The sequence below is a fragment of the Paenibacillus tepidiphilus genome, assembly GCF_008635795.1.
GTDB classification, from domain to species: domain Bacteria; phylum Bacillota; class Bacilli; order Paenibacillales; family Paenibacillaceae; genus Paenibacillus_AQ; species Paenibacillus_AQ tepidiphilus.
Map to the genome: position 1 here is coordinate 162,537 of NZ_VWRQ01000013.1, position 18,213 is coordinate 180,749.

Consider the following 18,213-nt stretch of genomic DNA (forward strand, 5'->3'; position numbering starts at 1 on the left):
TACTTTTGAACTATATTCAGTTTATCTCCTTTTTCCTTGTATTGTCAATCTGTTTTATGACAAAATTTAGGTCGCTTATCCTAAACGCCCAAAAGCCTGACACACAAGGCCTTTCCTTTGATTTACCCAAAACATGGCATGATATCCGGACATATTTGTGTCTTTTATATGAAATATTCACAGGTCTATGGTTCCGATTCCTTCGCCACACAGTATTAGTATAAATGAACTATTATTGCTAATTTCTATTTAATCAACCTCATGCATTTCACTCTATGTCCACATAGCAAAAGACCGTCGCCCGAATTCATTGCCACAGTCTTTTATATTTCAATATTCCATACTATCTGAATCTGGTATCTCAAGTTATGTTACAGCATCTGCATCCAGCCAATCAGAGACATCCATAACGGAATGCTCAAAACAATCCCGAAAAACAATCCGCGGCGAAGATTCCCTTCATAACTCATACTTTATGCTCCTTTTTAAAAGCTGATTTTTAAATATTTTATATTTCAAATTTAATATACATCTTTTTCCCTTGAGTTATTGTGAAAAATGTCACAATATTCGCCGTATTAAGAAATTCTATTGCCTGCCATGGTCCGCTCAGGTTAAAATACGAATACATGTTCCCTTTGGAGGTGATAACAACGACTCACAGAGCGGAAAGTAACGACAACATGCTGGTGAAGACCTATATTATTCTTCCGCTGGTTATATCGGCCTTCGAGCGCGACGCCGCCATTATGTCCGCGCAGCTGCGGACTCCGGCTCCTTATGTTGAGGTGCTGCGCAAAGCCGGTAATACAGCCGCTGCCGATCTCAGGGACGTGCGTGCCGAAATGAGGTCACGCGGGCTAAAGGTATATGAACAGAACCGGCTGGACAGCGGGGTTGAGGCCAAATTCCTCTGCCGGGGCTACCATGAACGCATGCTGCTGTTATATGATGTCATCACCGTACAGGCGGCGATCCACATGCGCAGCTATCTGGGGCTTGATATTTCCGAATATAAGAGCCACGAAGAACAGTATAGGCTAAACTCCGGACGGCAGGCCTCCACATTCAGACCAGAGATTGCGCACAAGCGTCAGGGGCTGACCTCTCCCCCCAAGCATAAATAAGGCCTTGCCATGGGAGGTGGCAAGGCCTCTCAGGGTACCATATAACACTGGGGGGTGTTTGGTATAACCAATATACCCCCCTTACCTGAAAATTAGCTGATGATTACCTAAAAGGAAGCTTAAAATTACGATTTTTTGTCACCGGCCTGCTCCGGCTCATTCCATAACCATAATACCCTCCCCTGCAGTGCAGCATATTGCCGGTCATTCGTGTCCGCAAACGCCTCCGTCCAGGTCGCCGGAATATCAGCGTAAACAACCGGCTCGGCAAACTGGGATTCCGTGAAGTCCACACATCGCCCATTGATGCAATTATAGAAATGCCATCCGTCAGGCAGCGGCGTCTTCCGCAGCTCCCCGCCCAGCAAATCCTGGGCCACCAGCGCAGTTACCCCGCATTGCCCGCAGGCTGGATTCTCCGCCGTCCATTTAGAGCTGGATTCCCGTGACCACGCCTGGGGCAATAGATTCTGCAGCCGTTCGATCCGCCCCTCATGTTCAGTCATATCTCTTCCTCCAGTACAGGGTATTCCCAGAAACCCAGCCGTCCTTGCGCCGCAATCGGATGCTTCAAGGCAACAACCTCCGCAAGCTTCCAGGCGAATCTTCCCGGCGTATAATCGCCAAAGACAGACTCATGTCCGCCCGGCCAATCCGATTCGGCCATAACCTCCAGCGTTTCCGTACATTCACTCAAAATGCAGGTTGCAATAATTGCCCCTAAAGGCAAATCGTCAGCCGTCAACCCATGCTGTGCCAACACTGACCGCACCGGTTCCCGGGCACAAGACGCCCGATCCAGCTTCTTGCCGGCATGGATGGCCAATTCTCCGCGGTAAGGCGTTCTCCAGGAACGAGTCTCAAACCGCTTTTCCCCCAAAGCAATCAAGGTCGCCCAAGGCTGGCGTATCGTTATGCAGCGCATAGTTTTGTTCACTCTCCAGTGTGGATAAGTCATAACCTCAATATCTTTTCTTCGTTTCATCTCACTATATCTTGTCCTGCTGATACCTCTCATTTGCCCGCTGCGTTATTTCGAACCCTCATCCACGTGTAAGTGAATGTTATAATTATCCAACAAGGGAGGATGAATCATGATTCTATTTAAAATAATCCCTATAATATTCATAATTATAGGCGCCTTTTATACGATATTCCCGAAAATCGGCTGGGAACTGAACCGGTACAGCCGCGGAAACCCCAGCCCGATCACCCTGCTGTTCATCCGGGTAGTCGGTGTGTTGTGTATCATCATAGGGTTCGTGTTTTACGATTCATTTACAGACATAGGCCAGTAGCGGTAGTCTTCATTTTTCATCAACACACCACACAATTTCGTTACAAAACACTTGCTTGCAGGAGGAATGTTTGAAGTAGAAACTCTGTTACTTTATTCAATTCATCTGGTAGAGCCATCTTCAGTAGGGCTTTTTGACTTGAGCAGCAGACTGAACAACGCTCCTACTAAAGCAATGCAAGCCGCTAATAGGAAGGTATCAGAGTATCCTTTCATTTCTGCCAATGACGTATTACCGCCTGCCATCGTTATTCGCGCGCTAGCGCGGATTGCCAAGAAGTTACTCAAACCAGCAATTGCAATAGGTATTACCAAGTTGGAGCTTGCTGAAGTCAAAGGTGTAACACGACTGATTAGATCCGAAGGAGCAGATTGCAGAATGTAGGTATTAAGAGACATCATACAAAGACCCATTCCAATTCCGAGCAGCCCTACCATTCCCCCTATCAGCCCCCCTCCTATGTTTTGGCCTATTTGTGAAAGCAGAAATAACGCCAGAGAAATCGTCCCCAAACCCAAACCAGCAAGCGGGCGTATACCTACCTTATCAAAAAGCCTTCCGCCAATCGGCATCAGTAGCCCTGACGTTATAGCCAGCATACTCATGACCAGACCTGCCTGAAATGGGCTATACTCTTTAAAATGTTGAAGGTACTGCGGGATAAATACTAGTGATCCGTTTAGCGCTGCATATTGAATCCAGCTTACAAATACGCCTCTTCGAAAGTTAACTTTTCTGAATGCCTGAAGAGCTAGAATGGGATGTGGATGTCTTGTCTCATGAAACCACAACCAGATTAGTAATATGACACCGATTACCCCCAATAACCAAAGGACCCATTGTGAAGCATCAATATTCATGCTTAAAGCAAGTAACACAAAGGCCACAGGAGCTATAAATAAGCCAACAACATCCAAGGATTGCTTACCGCATGAGGAACTAGATGATTGTAGGGAATTCACTTTAAGCAAATAACCTGTTCCTAAATAAACCGTAATAATTCCCAAAGGAAGATTAATGAGAAAAATCCATTGCCAGCCTATTGATTCTAACAGCCAGCCAGACAAGACAGGTCCGGAGGCCGGTGCCAGCACCATCGGGATACCCAGCATGCCCATAACCTGCCCTTTCTTATTCTCCGGTGCAAGCCGAAAAACCATAGCCATTCCTATTGGCTGAACCATACCTCCTCCAAGCCCTTGAATTATTCGGTAGATTGTTAACTGCATGGAGTTCTGGGCCAGGGCACATAGTAACGATCCAATAACAAACATGATAATGGTTATAATGTACGCTTTTGCTGAACCGAGCCTGTCCGAAAACCATCCAGCCAGCGGAATAGTCACCGACATCGCTAACATATAACCTGTGATTACCCATTGTAAGGTATCAAAGGAAACTCCAAAATCCCTAGCCAGGCTGGGAATGGCTACATTCATGGCGGTACTGTCTATCATCACCATCATCATTCCGGGGATAATAGCCATTAGCGTAAGTATGAACGACCTCCGTTGAGACACCTCATTCTGTTTGTACTGACTATTCATATCAGCTCTCCTTTTACTAAACAGCGTGTTGATTAACTTTCACCTGCTGATTATAATCAGAACAACAACAAAATCGATGATCATAAATAATCGTTATGTTCATTAATCAACGGCAAGTTACTGAATGATCAGTAAAGTTACTATTTTGTTTAGGAGAAGGTATTGCAGTGAATGAAAAAATTGACCGCAGGGTTCTACGGACTCGCACGCTTTTAAGAAAAGTTTTGCTTGATTTGGCATCAGAAAAACCACTGGAAAGCATTACTGTCAAAGAACTGACGGATACAGCCGGACTAAATAGAGGTACCTTTTATTTACACTATCAGGACATTCATGATTTTTATGAACAGTATAAAAATGAGGTGTTGGACCAATTTAACAGCATTATAAAGAAGCTTAGCCACACTCGTGAAACCAGGGAGCCCTTCATTGATCCCCCCTCAGGTTATGTACGTCCATTTGAGTATGTCCTTGAGCAAAAGCATTTTTTCAAAATATTCTTAGGTTTTGGAGGCGACACTAATCTTTCACTTCAAATGACAGAGCTAATTAATCAACAGTTTATTCATGCCTATCGCGCAAATCATCAACCGATTAAGTCAGCAGATATTCCTGTAAAACAACAATACTTATTCGCTTATCTTGCTTCAGCCTACGTGGGGACAATGCAATTTTGGATTCAACGCGATTTCGATTTATCACCGACAGATATGACTATTTTATTCTCAAAAATTTCGAGGCTGGGATCAGCGCATGTAACATTCCCTGTATAGATTTCCAATAGCATTAAGTTAAGGGTGATATCCACAGTCAATTGCCAAAAAGCCCGCTAGCCGGAGCCAGCGAGCTATTATCATTCCTTCGTCAGCACTGTCGCCAAATATCTTGAAGAAGGTTCAGCAAAGGATGCAATTACGATTCGCTATAGTAAAATACAAAACTGTCGCTGCTAATTCCGTGGAGTCCCGATAGCTGTCCAGCTTGAGTATACATCGGCAACACATTCCAGCTAATAACTGCTCCTGATAAGTGGACATTAGATAATCCCGTTTGATTGTAATGTATAATATTACCACTCTCTTCGCTGCTCTCTTCAATAGCTGGATGATGAATAACAAAATTGTCCTTAAGTAAGGTCAGCATATATTGATCTGCTTTACTATTTACTTGTTTTTCAACATGTTCAACGGGCATATAGTAAAGAGAGTCCCATAATGCTTGGATTGAAACCATTTTAGTGGGCTCAGGCACCTCGTAAAGCTTTGTAATATGGAGTTCACCGGTTTCTTCACTTCTCAATTGATAAGCCATATAGCGGATACTCTTATTCTTGTATTCTGGAATAAGCACCGAGAATCGTAAATCATTTATTTGGCCATCTGCATTTAGAGTAATCATTGGAGTATCTTCACTAAAGAGATATATTGCATCACCATGGACTCCAATTACTCTCTTTATTTGTTCAATAAAATCATTTGATTTAATGTTTACCAGGCTTCCACTTGGAAATTGCACAGTAGCCGTTTGAAACGATTGATTGCGGAGAGTGTGCGTTAATCCGGCACCGAAAATCATGCCACAGAAGAGTAATGAGACAGCTATAGTGAAGATGTTTGAGTTTCTTCTATATTTCATAAGCTTCCCCATATTTTCAACCTCCGATATTGTGGCAGGTGTCCCAATATTCGATACGCGTTAAGCATTTTTGATTTGGTCTTCATCTTTGGGTAGACAGAAACTAGCCAAATTTATAATTGAAAAAAGCCTCCTTTAGTAAGATGTTTCTAATTATCATCTGTGCTCTGTAGAAGCTTAGCTATGCCAACAACCGCAGTAATTATTAATATGACGACTGTAAGAGAAAAAGGAAACTTGTAGGTAAGAGTTTTTATTTCTAAGATGTTATAATATCCAATTACATTTATATAAAACAACGCTGTCAAAAGAAGATATGGAGGGAATTTAACTGAAATCCATACGTTTCTCTCTCCATTAAGATAAGGCGCGCATTGGTTTGTTTTCTCCAATATAACCCATACAGAATCAAGGCAATAAAAAACGCAACAGCAACCATCACAACGAATGAACCAAACAAAATTTGAATTAAAGGTAGAACAGCCTCCCATTTCTCATAGTTTAACTTTCTTGAAAAATAGGATACAGTCTCTAGAAAGTCTGCAAACAAATGAGGCATAAACTTTCTAGCAAAGAAAAGGATCAGCAAAACATACGTAGAAAAAAATAACAGTTTAAATAGCGTCATATTTTTAAATTCTTTTAAATTTCCTATAAAATCAAACATTTTATCCCTCCTGACATATATTCTTCTACATTCAGGAAGTTTTTCCCTTCTGATAAATAGGCCTGACGCAAAACTGTGGAGTTCCTTCCCAACGCGCCCATATGCAACTCTTACACTTAGCCGATTGCTGGGGCGGTCCTTTAACCGCCGCTGCTTTTGCTTCTTCTTCAGAATAATTCCCCCTATAGAAAAAGCCTCCCAATAATGAGCGACTTCAAATTACGTATAAAGTTACGTCCTGCAATTGGCCGGATAAGTGGCGTCCGCTCCGCAGCCTCAGCAAAAACGCTATGCTCTTTGCTAAAAGTCTTTACCTCCCTAGTAACAAGGAGGACAATACCATTTTACTGATCTTGAGAAATCAGAGTCAAAATAACTAATTTACAATTAAGATTAAAATCTCTTGATATCGATAGCTTTTTTCTTATTTGCTCACTTTATCATTATACTGCTTTGATTGACTTTACATACCGGCATTTCGGAAAGCTGCTGCAGCCGTAAAATTGACCCTTTGGGCCATTTCTCAGCACCAGCTTGCTACCACACTTTGGGCAAGAAAATTCATCCACAGGAACTTCAGCCATTACAGCCTTCGGCGTTGGTGCTGCATCAGGATTCATAGCCAGGATCATTCCGATAAGAACTTCACGATTGATTAATTTAACCCGGTTCGATTGAGCCAGCTCATACGTAGCTGCTGTATAATCGCTGTTCGATACAACCCAAGCTTCCGATGCTCCGTAATGGGCAATCGAAGCCTGCGCCTCTTGTACTGCCTTAATTCCAACATTCTTGTTGTAACGTTTGGCTTGGACAACAATCTTTCTGCCATCTTTCTGGATGATAAGGTCCGCCCCGTAATCACCAACAGCCCTTGTAACCTCTGCTTTATAGCCCTGGGCCCGAAATAGATGCCCGAGGTATTTCTCAAACTGAATACCTTCCATCTTGTCGATATCGGCTATACCTGATCTCTTCAAGCGTTCGGCTCGTTTCTGTCCTACCACAATCATTATTGCAACTACAATAGCCAGCCCGACGGCTGCTCCCACCATTGCACCCTGCAAGGTTTTGGTTATATAGTATCCTCCGAGCGCTAACCCCATTGCCGCTAAGCCGGCCAAACCTTGATAAAACTCTTCTTCCTGTTTCACCTTACTCTTTCTTCTTGCCATTGAAACCCCTCCGCTAAAAGTCAGTATAGGTCCGTATTCGCTTAAAGGAAGGAATTTCCTCCTTTGCTGTTGAACTTTGGACCTATGGAAGGAGAAACAAGATGGATTTCATTCAACGATTTTATGAGCAACTGCTTGGACCAATTATTCTCCGTATCATTCTTGTAGCTGCTGCTTTAAACGCTTTAACCTTAATGGAACGGCCATGGTATAATCAAAATTCGGTAAAAAAACGGCGCGGCCCCGAAATCCCGGGAAACCGCGCCGTTAGGCCGTTCTTAGATATGCTGGTGAAGGGAATTGAACCCCCGGCCTACGCATTACGAGTGCGTTGCTCTACCCCTGAGCTACACCAGCGTGAAGCTTTTTTGCCGTCAAACAAAAAATATTATACAACTTTGAAGCGAAAACGCAAGCCTTTTTTCTCTACATTTACTCTGATGGTTTAGCCGTTATCCTGCAGCTTGCGCTCCACGGCTTCCAGCTTGCTGCGGCTTGTAGAAGGCTTATCGCGGCGGTCGTCGATCTTGAGCGAGGTGGACACCCGCTGTGCGCCCGCCGTAAACGGCGATTCATGCAGCGCTTCTACCGCCGCCAGGATGCGCGGCAAAGGCCCCTCGATAATCGTACCCATGGACGTAAGCTCGTAAGTAATCCCCTCCAGCGTCTGCAGCACGCGGTGCATGCCGGCGACATAACCGCTGAGGCTGGTGCTGCCCGTTCCGATCGGAATAACTGTAACTTCGGCAATAGCCATGTGAATCCCTCCTATTGGTAACTTCCTGGTACTTCACTGGTTCTTAATCCGCTGCTTCCCATCCGGTTAAATGCCATCTGCCACTTCAGCTTCTTCATTATTGTAGCAACTCTGCTGCGCTCCCACAAATCCCGAACGGCTCTTGAAATCTTCTATGGCGTCACTCTTCTGTTTTCAAAGTGTCAAACGCACTGTATTTTTGAAGTCTTTGTGGCATCTTTGCGGATAATTTGCGGCAAAAATTCTGCATAACTTAACCCCAGTCTGTGGATTACCTGTGGATGATTTGTGGAGCAATTGTGGGTAAATCCCTTCAGCCCGCTCCCTGCCTGGGCTCGCAAAAATATGTTTACAAACACAATATATTGGGTTAACTTTATATGAGTACAACAAAATATAGTGTAAACAGGTGCTCGACTTCATCACAGAGTCCGAGCTTAATAGGGAAACGCGGTGCGATACCGCTGCGGTCCCGCCACTGTAACCGGATGCCCGCAGGCCAGATATAGATGCCTGAGGCGGCAGCATCCTCCCGCATGGCTACAGCCACTGGAGACAGGAGTCTTCGGGAAGGCGCAGGAGGATTTAACGGAAGCCAGAAGACCTGCCTGTTTTCTTTCGACACCACTGACAGCCTGCGAGGAACAGGTGAGGTGTCCGCATGCGGCTTGCTAGGCGCAGGACCAGCCTTCCCGGCACCGGGATGAAGAGGCTGCCTATACCTGAGGGCAATATCACAGATAATGCCCTCAGGTATAGGCTTCTGCCGGAATAACTACGGTGATGTAACCATGCTTGAGCGGTCATAACACCCAGTATTCCCATCGCAAAGCCAGCGAATATCGAGGACAGATATTCTCTGTTTACGCATCGGGCATTTCCCGCCACCGCCGGCGGGAGATGCCTTTTTAATGAGAGTTGGACTATACATAATTCCGAGAGGAGAGGGCGATACATGACGCTGCTGGAGAAACGCTATGACGGGGGACAGGCTGCCGAGGAGGTTCTTTTGGAGGAAGTGATTCAATTGGGACGGGATATTATCGACAGCCGGGATATGGATCTGCTGCGCGAGAATGCCAATCTCAACGGGGAAAGCTTCTCAGGCAAAATGAGCAAATTCGGCAGTGAATACTCCAAGTGGTACGCCCGCAACTTCACGATGCCTCCGCAGCTGGTACAGGCCATCCAGGACAATGTCGTATATGTCCATGATCTGGACCAATACGCTATCGGGACAACCAACTGCATCTTCATTCCGTTTGAGCGGCTCCTCCGGGAAGGCTTCAACACCGGCAACGGCAGCGTCCGCCCGCCGAACTCGATTATGACCGCGATGTCGCTGGTGGCGATTATTTTCCAGTCTCAGCAGAACGCCCAATACGGCGGGGTCTCCGCGAACAAAATCGACTTTGATCTCGCGCCTTACGTCACCAAATCATTCGCAAAGCTGTTCCGCAAGGGACTTGACTATTTCGATGAAGGACAAGCCGGTCCGCAGCTCGGTGAAATTACGATGAGCCGCAGTGATCTGGCAGAACAATACCCTCGCTCATTCCGCTTCGCACTGAAGGAGACGGAGAGCGAAACCCTGCAGGCGGCTGAAAGCATGATACATAACCTGAATACAATGTCGAGCCGCTCGGGCGGACAGATTCCGTTCACCAGCATCAACTACGGCACCTGCACCTCTCCGGAGGGCCAGCTCGTCATCCGTTCCCTGCTGACCGCAACCATGAACGGCCTCGGCAGCGGCGAGACGCCGGTCTTTCCGATCCAGATCTTCAAATGCAAGCAGGGTATCAACCAGCAGCAGGGCGATCCGAACTACGAGCTGTTCCTAATGGCTGCGGAATGCTCCGCGCGGCGGCTGTACCCGAACTTTGCCAATCTGGATGCACCGCTGAATTTGCAATACTACAATCCGGCCGATCCGGATACAGAGTTCGCTACCATGGGCTGCCGTACCCGCGTGCTGGGCGACCGTTTCGGACGCAACCACTGCTCTGGTAAAGGCAACCTGTCCTTCAACACGCTTAACCTGGTCCGCCTGGGCATCGCCCACGGCACCGTGACCGGCCGCCGCCTGGTCCCTGACGAAGCAGGCTTTTATGAAGATTTGAACTACTATATGGATATCGCCTTGGAGGGCCTGCTGCACCGCTACCGCATCCAGGCTGCACAGAAGGCCAAGGCCTCTGACTTCATGATGCGCGAAGGTGTCTGGGAAGGCGGCGAGCAGCTTGCTCCCGACGATCAGGTCGGCGACCTGCTCAAGCACGGCAGCCTGTCCATTGGCTTCATCGGTATGGCCGAATGCATGAAGGCGATGTACGGCAAGCATCATGCCCAGGATACAGAGGTCCATGCCAAAGCGCTGAATATCGTCCGCCACATGCGCGAGTACTGCGACCGCAAGAGCGACGAGCTGAACCTGAACATTACGCTGTTCGCCACTCCGGCGGAGGGGCTGTCCGGCAAGTTCACCAAGGTGGACCGCAAGCTGCTCGGCACCATTCCCGGCGTAACCGACCGCGAATACTATACGAACTCTTTCCATGTTCCTGTCTATCACGAGCTCGGCGCAGCGCAGAAGATCGCCCTGGAAGCGCCATTCCATGAATACTGCAATGCCGGGGCCATCTCTTATGTCGAGCTGAACGGGAATGCGCGCAGCAACCCGGCTGCTTTTGTCAAAATCATCCGCTACGCCCTGGAGCAGAATATCAGCTACTTCAGCATCAATCACCCGATTGACCGCTGCTCCGGCTGCGGCTACGAAGGAGTCATCGGCAGGAACTGCCCTTCCTGCAATGCGCATGAGGACACCACGCATATCCGCCGTCTGCGCCGTGTGACCGGCTATTTGACCGGGGATTACCAGACCCGCTTCAATGCCGCCAAGCAGGCCGAGGTCAGGGACCGCGTGAAGCATCTATGAACATCTGCGGTTATTACCCGGAATCCATCAATGAGGGGGAAGGCCTGCGGGCCGTCCTCTTCCTGAGCGGCTGCCGTCACCGCTGCCCGGGCTGCTTTAACCCGAAGACGTGGAACTTCAACTACGGTGAAGTATTCACCCCGCAGCGGCAGCAGGAGATTATCGCGGATATCGCGGCCAATCCCCTGCTCGACGGACTAACGCTGGCCGGTGGAGACCCGTTCTTCTCAGCGGAGGAGGCTGCCGGCTTCATCCATGACCTGCGGACCGCACTGCCCGGCTTCCCTATCTGGATTTATACCGGTTATACCTACGAAGAGCTGACCGCCGCTCCCGGCTCGCCGGAGTGGAACCTGCTCTCGCTATGCCAGGTCGTCATCGACGGACGCTTTGTCGAGGAGCTGAAGGATACCACCCTCCCTTACCGGGGGAGCAGCAACCAGCGGATTATCGACATCCCGGCCAGTCTCGCAGGTCCAGAGGTTGTGCTCTGGGAGCCGGCTGCGCTGTAGCTGTATCTGACGGAGTAAACGAGCCTTCTTCTATACTTACACCCAGAATGCCAAGTCTGTGCTTGGCATCTCTTTTGACCCTATACTTCAATTTTTGATATTACAAAATAAACCTAAAACCGAAAGGATGATCCTATTATGCCGCAACTCGTAGTGAAACCCGACAACCGCCAGCTGGCTTTTGATGTTATGCGCCTCTCTGTTTATGCCGACCGTATCCTGAATGGCCTGGAACAGCTGAACAAGGAAGCCCTGCTGCGCGGGGTGAATACCAAGCTGCGCCGCAACGAAGTGAGCGGGGAGGAAATCAGCAACGCTTTTACCATGAGCGCTCTGGAGCTGGTCAGCAAGGAAGAACCGGACTGGAAATTTGCCGCTGCCCGCTCTCTCCTGACCTCCCTGTACAAAAAAGCCGCCGTCAACCGCCGCTACAAAGCGTACCCGGACGAGCCGTACGGCGAGCTGTATCCGCTGATCTCCGAAATGGTCAAGAAGGGCATCTACCGTGAAGAGCTGCTGACCCATTACACCAAAGAGCAAATCGCCGAGCTCGGCGCCTGCATTGACCCTACCCGCGACCTGCTGTTCGATTATATCGGTCTGCTCACCCTGTCCGACCGTTATCTGGCCCACGACTTCGACGGGCGCGTAATGGAACTGCCGCAGGAGCGTTATATGATCATCGCTATGTTCCTCATGCATACGGAGCCGGAAGAGAAGCGCATGGAACTCGTCAAAGAAGCTTACTGGGCGATGAGCAACATCTACATGACCGCAGCTACACCAACCATGTCCAACGCCGGTAAAAAAGTGGCCGGCCAGCTCTCCAGCTGCTTCATCGACACCGTCGACGACTCGCTGGAAGGTATCTTTGACTCCAACACCGATGTAGCCCGGCTCAGCAAAATGGGCGGCGGTATCGGCGTCTACCTGGGCAAGGTGCGGGCCCGCGGCTCCGACATCCGCGGCCACAAGAACACCAGCTCCGGCGTCATCCCCTGGATCCGCCAGTTGAACAATACCGCTGTCAGCGTAGACCAGCTTGGCACACGCAAGGGCGCGGTGGCCGTCTATCTCGACGTGTTCCACAAGGACATTCTCGCCTTCCTCGACCTGAAGCTGAACAACGGCGACGAGCGGATGCGTGCGCATGACGTGTTCCACGGCGTCTGCCTGCCCGACCTGTTCATGGAGGCGGTGGAAGCCCGCGGTTCCTGGAACCTGTTCTGCCCGCATGAAGTGAAGAAGGTCATGGGCTGGAAGGACAAGAACGGCCGCGCGCTTGGCCTGGAAGATTTCTATGACGAGGAATTCGGCCTGGGCTCGTTCCGCGATAAATACGTCGAGGCTTCGGCCAATCCGGACCTCTCGCGCATTACCGTTCCGGCCATCGACATTATGAAGCGGATTATGAAGTCCCAACTGGAGACGGGCACACCCTACATGTTCTACCGTGACACAGTCAACCGTACGAATCCTAACCGGCATCAAGGCATGGTGTTCTCGTCCAATCTCTGCACGGAGATTATGCAGAACCAATCGGCGACGGTCGTTGAGCAGGAAGAGCTGGTGACTAAGGACGGCCAGACCCGGATTGTGATCTCGAAGATCCCCGGCGACTTTGTTGTCTGCAACCTGAACTCCATCCATCTGGCCCGTGCCGTACCGGCAGGAGTGCTGGAGCGCCTGGTTCCGATTCAGGTACGCATGCTCGACAATGTCATCGACATTAACAATATCGAAGTGCTGCAGGCACAGTACACGAACAGCCAATACCGCGCCGTCGGTCTCGGTACGTTCGGGCTCCATCACCTGCTGGCGCTGGAGGGCATCCGCTGGGAGTCCGACGAAGCTGTAGCGTACAATGATCACCTGTACGAGCACATCAACTACCTGGTGGTACGCTCCAGCATGGAGCTGGCCCGCGAGAAGGGCCGCTATCCGAAATTCGCCGGGTCCGACTGGGAGACCGGCGCCTACTTCACCTTGCGCGGCTACACCAGCGGGGAACGCGAGGGCAAATATGTAACGGCTGAGCAGTGGCGTGAGCTGCAGGCACAGGTGGCAGCGGACGGCGTCCGCAACGCCTGGATGTTCGCCATTGCGCCGAACGGCTCGACCTCGATCATCGCCGGCTCCACAGCCAGCATCGATCCGCTGTACGAGCTGCTCTCCTACGAGGAGAAGACAACCTACAAGATCGCCAATCCGGCGCCGGACCTGTCCGAGAAGACGATCTGGTACTACAAGACGGCGTTCATGATTGACCAGAACTGGTCGATCCGCATGGCCTCGGCCCGCCAGCGTCATGTCGACCAGGGCCAGAGCTTTAACCTGTATGTACGCCCGGATATCAAGGCGACCGAGTTCCTGGAGCTGCACCTGAACGCCTGGAAGGGCGGCCTGAAATCGACGTATTATGTGCGCAGCCGGGCGCTGACGATTGAGGAGTGCGAGTCTTGCGCGAGCTGATCCGAGTTCAAAATTGAGTGATATAACCGCCGTTCCACGCAATGTTTGGACTTCCGGCCGCTGTTATCCTCTGATTTCTTTGATTTACCATTAACACGGTAGAAATCCGAGGATAAAGGCGATCGCTATCGCTCCTCCAGTTCCAAACTTCCGTTCCACGGCTCCATCACTCAAGTCAAAAAACAACAACAGCTTCGCGCAATATATAGGAGGGAAATAGGATGCAACTGCAAAAGATTTTTAATACGGAAGCACCGAATAGATCTACCCGCATCATTGACGGGGAATGCTCCGGCATTCTGAACTGGAACGATATCCGCATGCCGCACATGTACAAGCTGTACAAGGTGCTGCTGCTCAATCACTGGATTGCCGACGAAATCCCGATGTCCAAGGACGCCCAGCAGTTCCCGCTGCTCGAAGCGGAGGAACAGCGCGTGTTCAAGATCAACATTTCGCTGCTGGCAGTGCTGGACTCCATGCAGACGATGTTCGTGGGCGATGTGAAGCGGTATTTCACCGACTCCTCGCTGGAGGCGATCTCGGCTATTATCGGGCAGCAGGAAGTGGTGCACAACCAGTCCTACTCTTACGTTCTGTCCTCCATCGTGTCGGAGAGTGAACAGAAGGAGATTTTTGAATACTGGAAGCATGACCCTGTGCTGCTGGAGCGCAACCAGTTTATCTCGGCAATCTACCAGGATTTCCGCGATGCGCCGAGCAAGGAGACCTTCTTCCGCGCACTGGTGGCCGACCTGATTCTGGAGGGGATTTTCTTCTACAGCACCTTCGCCTTCTTCTATAATCTGGCCCGTGACCAGAAAATGATGGCGACCAGCCAGATGATCTCCTACATCCAGCGCGATGAGAACCAGCACTGCTATTTCTTCGCCGAAGTGTTCAAGCAGCTGCTGGCCGATTTCCCTGAGCTGAACACCAAGGAGAACATGGATTACGTCTACCGCACGATTGACCGCGCTGTTGAACTGGAAACAAACTGGGCGCACTATACCCTGACTGATGTGCAGGGCATCGACCTGAATGAGCTGGGCGACTACATCAAATACATCGCCAACAAACGCCTGACGCTGATGGGCCTGGACAAGGCTTACCAGGGTGTCGACGTCAACTGCATGCCTTGGATCAAGCCGTTCTCCGATGAAGCGCTGAACGCGACCAAAACGGACTTCTTCGAAGCCAAGTCCCGCAACTACGGCAAGACCAGCGACGACAACGGGTTCGACGATTTGTAATAAAACTTAGGCACCGTTAGACCAAGTTACCGGAGCCGTCTCGTACAGAACACAGTAATAAGCCCCTATACCCGGCACACCCGGGACATAGGGGCTTTTATTATATACGGCGCCTCCAGCGCTAATTCACAGCACGCACCAGAGGACGTTCGCGATCTCCGGCCACTGCCGATAACTACGGTTACTCCGCCTGCCTCCGCGCCGCCTTCAGCCTGGTCTCTTCCGCCAGTTCGTCCAGCACGGTGTTCAGGCGCAGCTGCAGCTCTTCGGCCAGTTCTACCGTACCCTGGTCATTGCGCGTCACCTGGGAATCCACGGCGTAGACGCCGCCCAGAATATGGCGGGCGCCAAGCACGGACAGTACCGGCTTCAGCGCATAGTCAATCGTCAGCAGATGCGCCAGACTGCCGCCCATGAAGAGCGGGAGGGCGATTTTGCCGGCGAGTCCTTTTTGCGGAATCAGATCGAGAAAGGTCTTCAGCACCCCGGTGTAAGATGCCTTATAGACGGGGCTTACCACCACAACCGCATCCGCTTCGGCCACCAGCCCATTCGCTTTGACAATATCCTCGCTCTCAAACCGGGTATGGATCAGGTCCTCCGCCGGAAGCTCGGCCACATTAATCCGCGCTACCTCCAGACCCTGTTCACTCAGTCTGCTCTCCGCATGTTCAATGACCGCATTGATCCGCGATACCAGAGAGGGTGTTCCGTTGATTACAACAATCTTAGCCATATCTTCACCTCATCCGTAAAATATAAAAATATATGTACCCGCCACTCCGGGCATGAATACTTTAAATTAGTACTAATCCTACCAAAATCCGCGGACTTCTGTCAAAGCAAGTAAGCTCTTGCACCCGGCTGCACGCTGAGCTATAATAAACGGCAACACTATAGCGCAACCAGGCCAATGAACGGCATCCAACCGTGAGGCGTTTGCGAACGGAGCATCTTCACCAACTGTTGTTCCCTAAGTTTACCGGGTTTCGCCCGTTACCGCGAAGACCAAAGAGGACCCTCTTCCTATAGCACGGCTATTGCCTGCCTGGATAAGGGTCAACCTGGGTGGCACCGCGAGCTGACGCTCCTCGTCCCATGGATGAGGGCGTCTTTTTGTTTTCATTTCGAACAACAAGGAGGAACGCGGTATGCTGGACATGAATTGGATCAGAGACAACCAGGAGCTCGCAAGACAGACGGCAGGTTGGAAAAAGGTGGACTTTCCGCTAGACGATCTGCTGGAATGGGACGACAAGCGGCGCGGGCTGATGAAAGAGACGGAGCAGCTCCGGGCGGAGCGCAATCAGCAGACCAAGGAAGTGGAGCGCTTGATGCGCGCGGGTGAAGCTGATGCCGCCGAAGTTGTGAAACAGCAGGTGCGGGAGATTGGCGACACGCTGGCCGAGCTGGAAGCAGCACTGACAGAGGCCGGTCAGCGCTGCGCGGAGCTGCACCTGCTTGCGCCGAACCCGATCTCGGCCGACACGCCGATCGGTAAGGACGACAGCGAGAATGTGGAGCTCCGCCGGGTCGGCGCGCTGCCCGAATTCACCTTCGCCCCGCGCGATCATGTGGAGCTCGGCGAGCTGCACGGGATCATCGACATCCCGCGCGGCGTCAAAGCCGGCGGCCCGCGCAGCTATGTGCTGAAGGGCGCCGGGGTCCTGCTGCATCTGGCCGTGCAGCGGCTGGCCCTCGATGTGCTGGCTGCACGCGGCTTCACGGCGATGGACGTGCCGGTCATCGTGCGGCCGGAAGCGTTGACCCGCACCGGCTTCTTCCCCGCCGGCAAGGACCAGACGTATGAGCTGAGCGGCGAGAACCGCTGGCTGGCCGGAACGTCGGAGGTGTCGCTGGTCTCGCTGTACAGCGACGAGGTTCTGGAGCTGGACGCGCCGCTGCGGCTGGCCGGCATCTCGGCCTGCTTCCGCAGCGAGGTCGGCTCGGCGGGACGCGATGTGCGCGGCCTGTACCGGGTGCACCAGTTCGCGAAGGTCGAACAGGTCATCATCTGCCGCAATGATCCGGCTTACTCGGAGCAGATGCTGCAGGAGATTCTGGCCAACGCGGAGCATATCCTTCAGTTGCTGGAGCTGCCCTACCGCGTTGTGGCGGTCTGCAGCGGCGACATGTCGCTCAAGACACACAAGCAGTATGACATCGAGACCTGGATGCCCGGCCGCGATGCCTTTGGAGAGACCCATTCGGCCTCGAATCTGCTGGACTTCCAGGCCCGGCGGTCGAACATCCGCTACCGCGATGAAGACGGACGCCTCCGGTACGCCCATACCCTCAACAATACCGCTGTGGCCACGCCGCGGATTCTCATCCCGCTGCTGGAGAACCATCAGCGGGAAGACGGCACCATATATATCCCGCAGGCGCTGCGGCCTTATATGGGCGGTCAGGAATATCTTACGCTGTAGAAGAATTTCAGAGAACTCACATCTGTATCAGCCCTTGACCGTTTTGGCCAAGGGCTTTTCGTTGCGGAAAATGATCTTTAACCTCACATGATTCACGCGACCTTCGGGAAAAACGCCTTTTTTTTGCGTATTTTTAACACTAAAATAACATGCACATTACATACACTTTAACTACTAAATCCAGCAAATTATTCATTAGTTCACGATTCAGCACTACTCTATTGTTTTCATCGAGAAAAAAATCATAGATTTTTGTGCCCACCAACAAAATTTCCAGTAAATCCATGTTTTTTAAGCTAGGCTTAATATATATTTAATGATAGACAACCTGTCATTTAACGTTGAGATGCTAGAATGAAGCGGGTTGATTATCACTGTAAGTACGAGAGGAGAAGATTTG

At 50.5% G+C, this 18,213-nt stretch carries 16 protein-coding genes, 1 tRNA gene and 1 riboswitch; of the genes, 8 read left to right on the forward strand and 9 right to left on the reverse strand.

Features of this window, described 5'->3' with window-relative positions; all coding sequences use genetic code 11:
• The first annotated feature begins 629 nt into the window (after positions 1-629).
• Complete coding sequence (locus tag F1379_RS17630) at positions 630-1,127, forward strand: YhjD family protein (RefSeq protein WP_476739484.1); 498 nt, start codon at positions 630-632, stop codon at positions 1,125-1,127.
• 125 nt (positions 1,128-1,252) lie between these two features.
• On the opposite strand, the gene F1379_RS17635 is transcribed toward F1379_RS17630, so the two are convergent.
• Both F1379_RS17635 and F1379_RS17640 read right to left on the reverse strand, forming a co-directional pair.
• Entirely contained in the window at positions 1,253-1,633 is a 381-nt protein-coding gene (locus tag F1379_RS17635) for a YunG family protein (protein ID WP_150272192.1), read from the reverse strand.
• On the reverse strand, positions 1,630-2,112 hold the full coding sequence (locus F1379_RS17640; RefSeq protein WP_338046485.1) for an ASCH domain-containing protein: 483 nt from the start codon (positions 2,110-2,112) through the stop codon (positions 1,630-1,632). The genes F1379_RS17635 and F1379_RS17640 overlap by 4 nt, the downstream gene beginning before the upstream one ends.
• Before the next feature lie 109 nt (positions 2,113-2,221).
• On the opposite strand from F1379_RS17640, the gene F1379_RS17645 reads away from it, so the two are divergent.
• Positions 2,222-2,425, forward strand: coding sequence for a DUF6199 family natural product biosynthesis protein (locus F1379_RS17645; RefSeq protein ID WP_150272194.1), 204 nt, complete (start codon positions 2,222-2,224; stop codon positions 2,423-2,425).
• Positions 2,426-2,526: 101 nt separating this feature from the next.
• On the opposite strand, the gene F1379_RS17650 is transcribed toward F1379_RS17645, so the two are convergent.
• The gene (locus tag F1379_RS17650) at positions 2,527-3,972 is read right to left on the reverse strand and encodes an MDR family MFS transporter (RefSeq protein WP_150272196.1); all 1,446 of its coding nucleotides are present in this window, start codon (positions 3,970-3,972) and stop codon (positions 2,527-2,529) included.
• A gap of 167 nt (positions 3,973-4,139) precedes the next feature.
• Between F1379_RS17650 and F1379_RS17655 the strand changes: the two genes are divergently transcribed.
• Positions 4,140-4,745, forward strand: coding sequence for a TetR/AcrR family transcriptional regulator (locus tag F1379_RS17655; RefSeq protein ID WP_150272198.1), 606 nt, complete (start codon positions 4,140-4,142; stop codon positions 4,743-4,745).
• A 139-nt stretch (positions 4,746-4,884) separates the two neighbouring features.
• On the opposite strand, the gene F1379_RS17660 is transcribed toward F1379_RS17655, so the two are convergent.
• The 5 genes from F1379_RS17660 to F1379_RS17680 form a co-directional block, all read right to left on the reverse strand.
• A complete protein-coding gene (locus tag F1379_RS17660; RefSeq protein WP_150272200.1) occupies positions 4,885-5,619 on the reverse strand; it encodes a hypothetical protein in 735 nt (244 codons plus the stop codon).
• A 292-nt stretch (positions 5,620-5,911) separates the two neighbouring features.
• Positions 5,912-6,274, reverse strand: a complete 363-nt coding sequence (locus F1379_RS17665) for a hypothetical protein (RefSeq protein WP_150272202.1) — start codon at positions 6,272-6,274, stop codon at positions 5,912-5,914.
• Positions 6,275-6,717: 443 nt separating this feature from the next.
• Positions 6,718-7,449 (reverse strand): restriction endonuclease, encoded by a 732-nt coding sequence (locus F1379_RS17670; RefSeq protein WP_150272204.1) that lies wholly within the window; start codon positions 7,447-7,449, stop codon positions 6,718-6,720.
• A 285-nt stretch (positions 7,450-7,734) separates the two neighbouring features.
• Positions 7,735-7,806, reverse strand: a tRNA-Thr gene (locus tag F1379_RS17675).
• A gap of 88 nt (positions 7,807-7,894) precedes the next feature.
• On the reverse strand, positions 7,895-8,206 hold the full coding sequence (locus F1379_RS17680) for an MTH1187 family thiamine-binding protein (RefSeq protein ID WP_150272206.1): 312 nt from the start codon (positions 8,204-8,206) through the stop codon (positions 7,895-7,897).
• Positions 8,207-8,596: 390 nt separating this feature from the next.
• A riboswitch (cobalamin riboswitch) is annotated at positions 8,597-8,832 on the forward strand.
• 329 nt (positions 8,833-9,161) lie between these two features.
• On the opposite strand from F1379_RS17680, the gene F1379_RS17685 reads away from it, so the two are divergent.
• The 4 genes from F1379_RS17685 (at position 9,162) to F1379_RS17700 (ending at position 15,384) form a co-directional block, all read left to right on the forward strand.
• Positions 9,162-11,147 (forward strand): anaerobic ribonucleoside triphosphate reductase, encoded by a 1,986-nt coding sequence (locus F1379_RS17685; protein ID WP_150272208.1) that lies wholly within the window; start codon positions 9,162-9,164, stop codon positions 11,145-11,147.
• Positions 11,144-11,659 carry an anaerobic ribonucleoside-triphosphate reductase activating protein gene (gene nrdG / locus F1379_RS17690; RefSeq protein ID WP_150272210.1) on the forward strand — a complete coding sequence of 172 codons (516 nt, stop codon included), beginning with the start codon at positions 11,144-11,146 and terminating at the stop codon, positions 11,657-11,659. The genes F1379_RS17685 and nrdG overlap by 4 nt, the downstream gene beginning before the upstream one ends.
• 138 nt (positions 11,660-11,797) lie before the next feature.
• Entirely contained in the window at positions 11,798-14,131 is a 2,334-nt protein-coding gene (locus tag F1379_RS17695) for a ribonucleoside-diphosphate reductase subunit alpha (protein WP_150272212.1), read from the forward strand.
• Between the two features lie 221 nt (positions 14,132-14,352).
• Positions 14,353-15,384: a ribonucleotide-diphosphate reductase subunit beta gene (locus F1379_RS17700; RefSeq protein ID WP_150272214.1), complete on the forward strand. Its 1,032-nt coding sequence runs from the start codon at positions 14,353-14,355 to the stop codon at positions 15,382-15,384.
• A gap of 181 nt (positions 15,385-15,565) precedes the next feature.
• On the opposite strand, the gene ssuE is transcribed toward F1379_RS17700, so the two are convergent.
• A complete protein-coding gene (gene ssuE, locus F1379_RS17705) occupies positions 15,566-16,120 on the reverse strand; it encodes an NADPH-dependent FMN reductase (RefSeq protein WP_150272216.1) in 555 nt (184 codons plus the stop codon).
• A 415-nt stretch (positions 16,121-16,535) separates the two neighbouring features.
• Between ssuE and serS the strand changes: the two genes are divergently transcribed.
• Positions 16,536-17,813 (forward strand): serine--tRNA ligase, encoded by a 1,278-nt coding sequence (serS, locus tag F1379_RS17710; protein WP_150272218.1) that lies wholly within the window; start codon positions 16,536-16,538, stop codon positions 17,811-17,813.
• Positions 17,814-18,213: the final 400 nt, after the last annotated feature.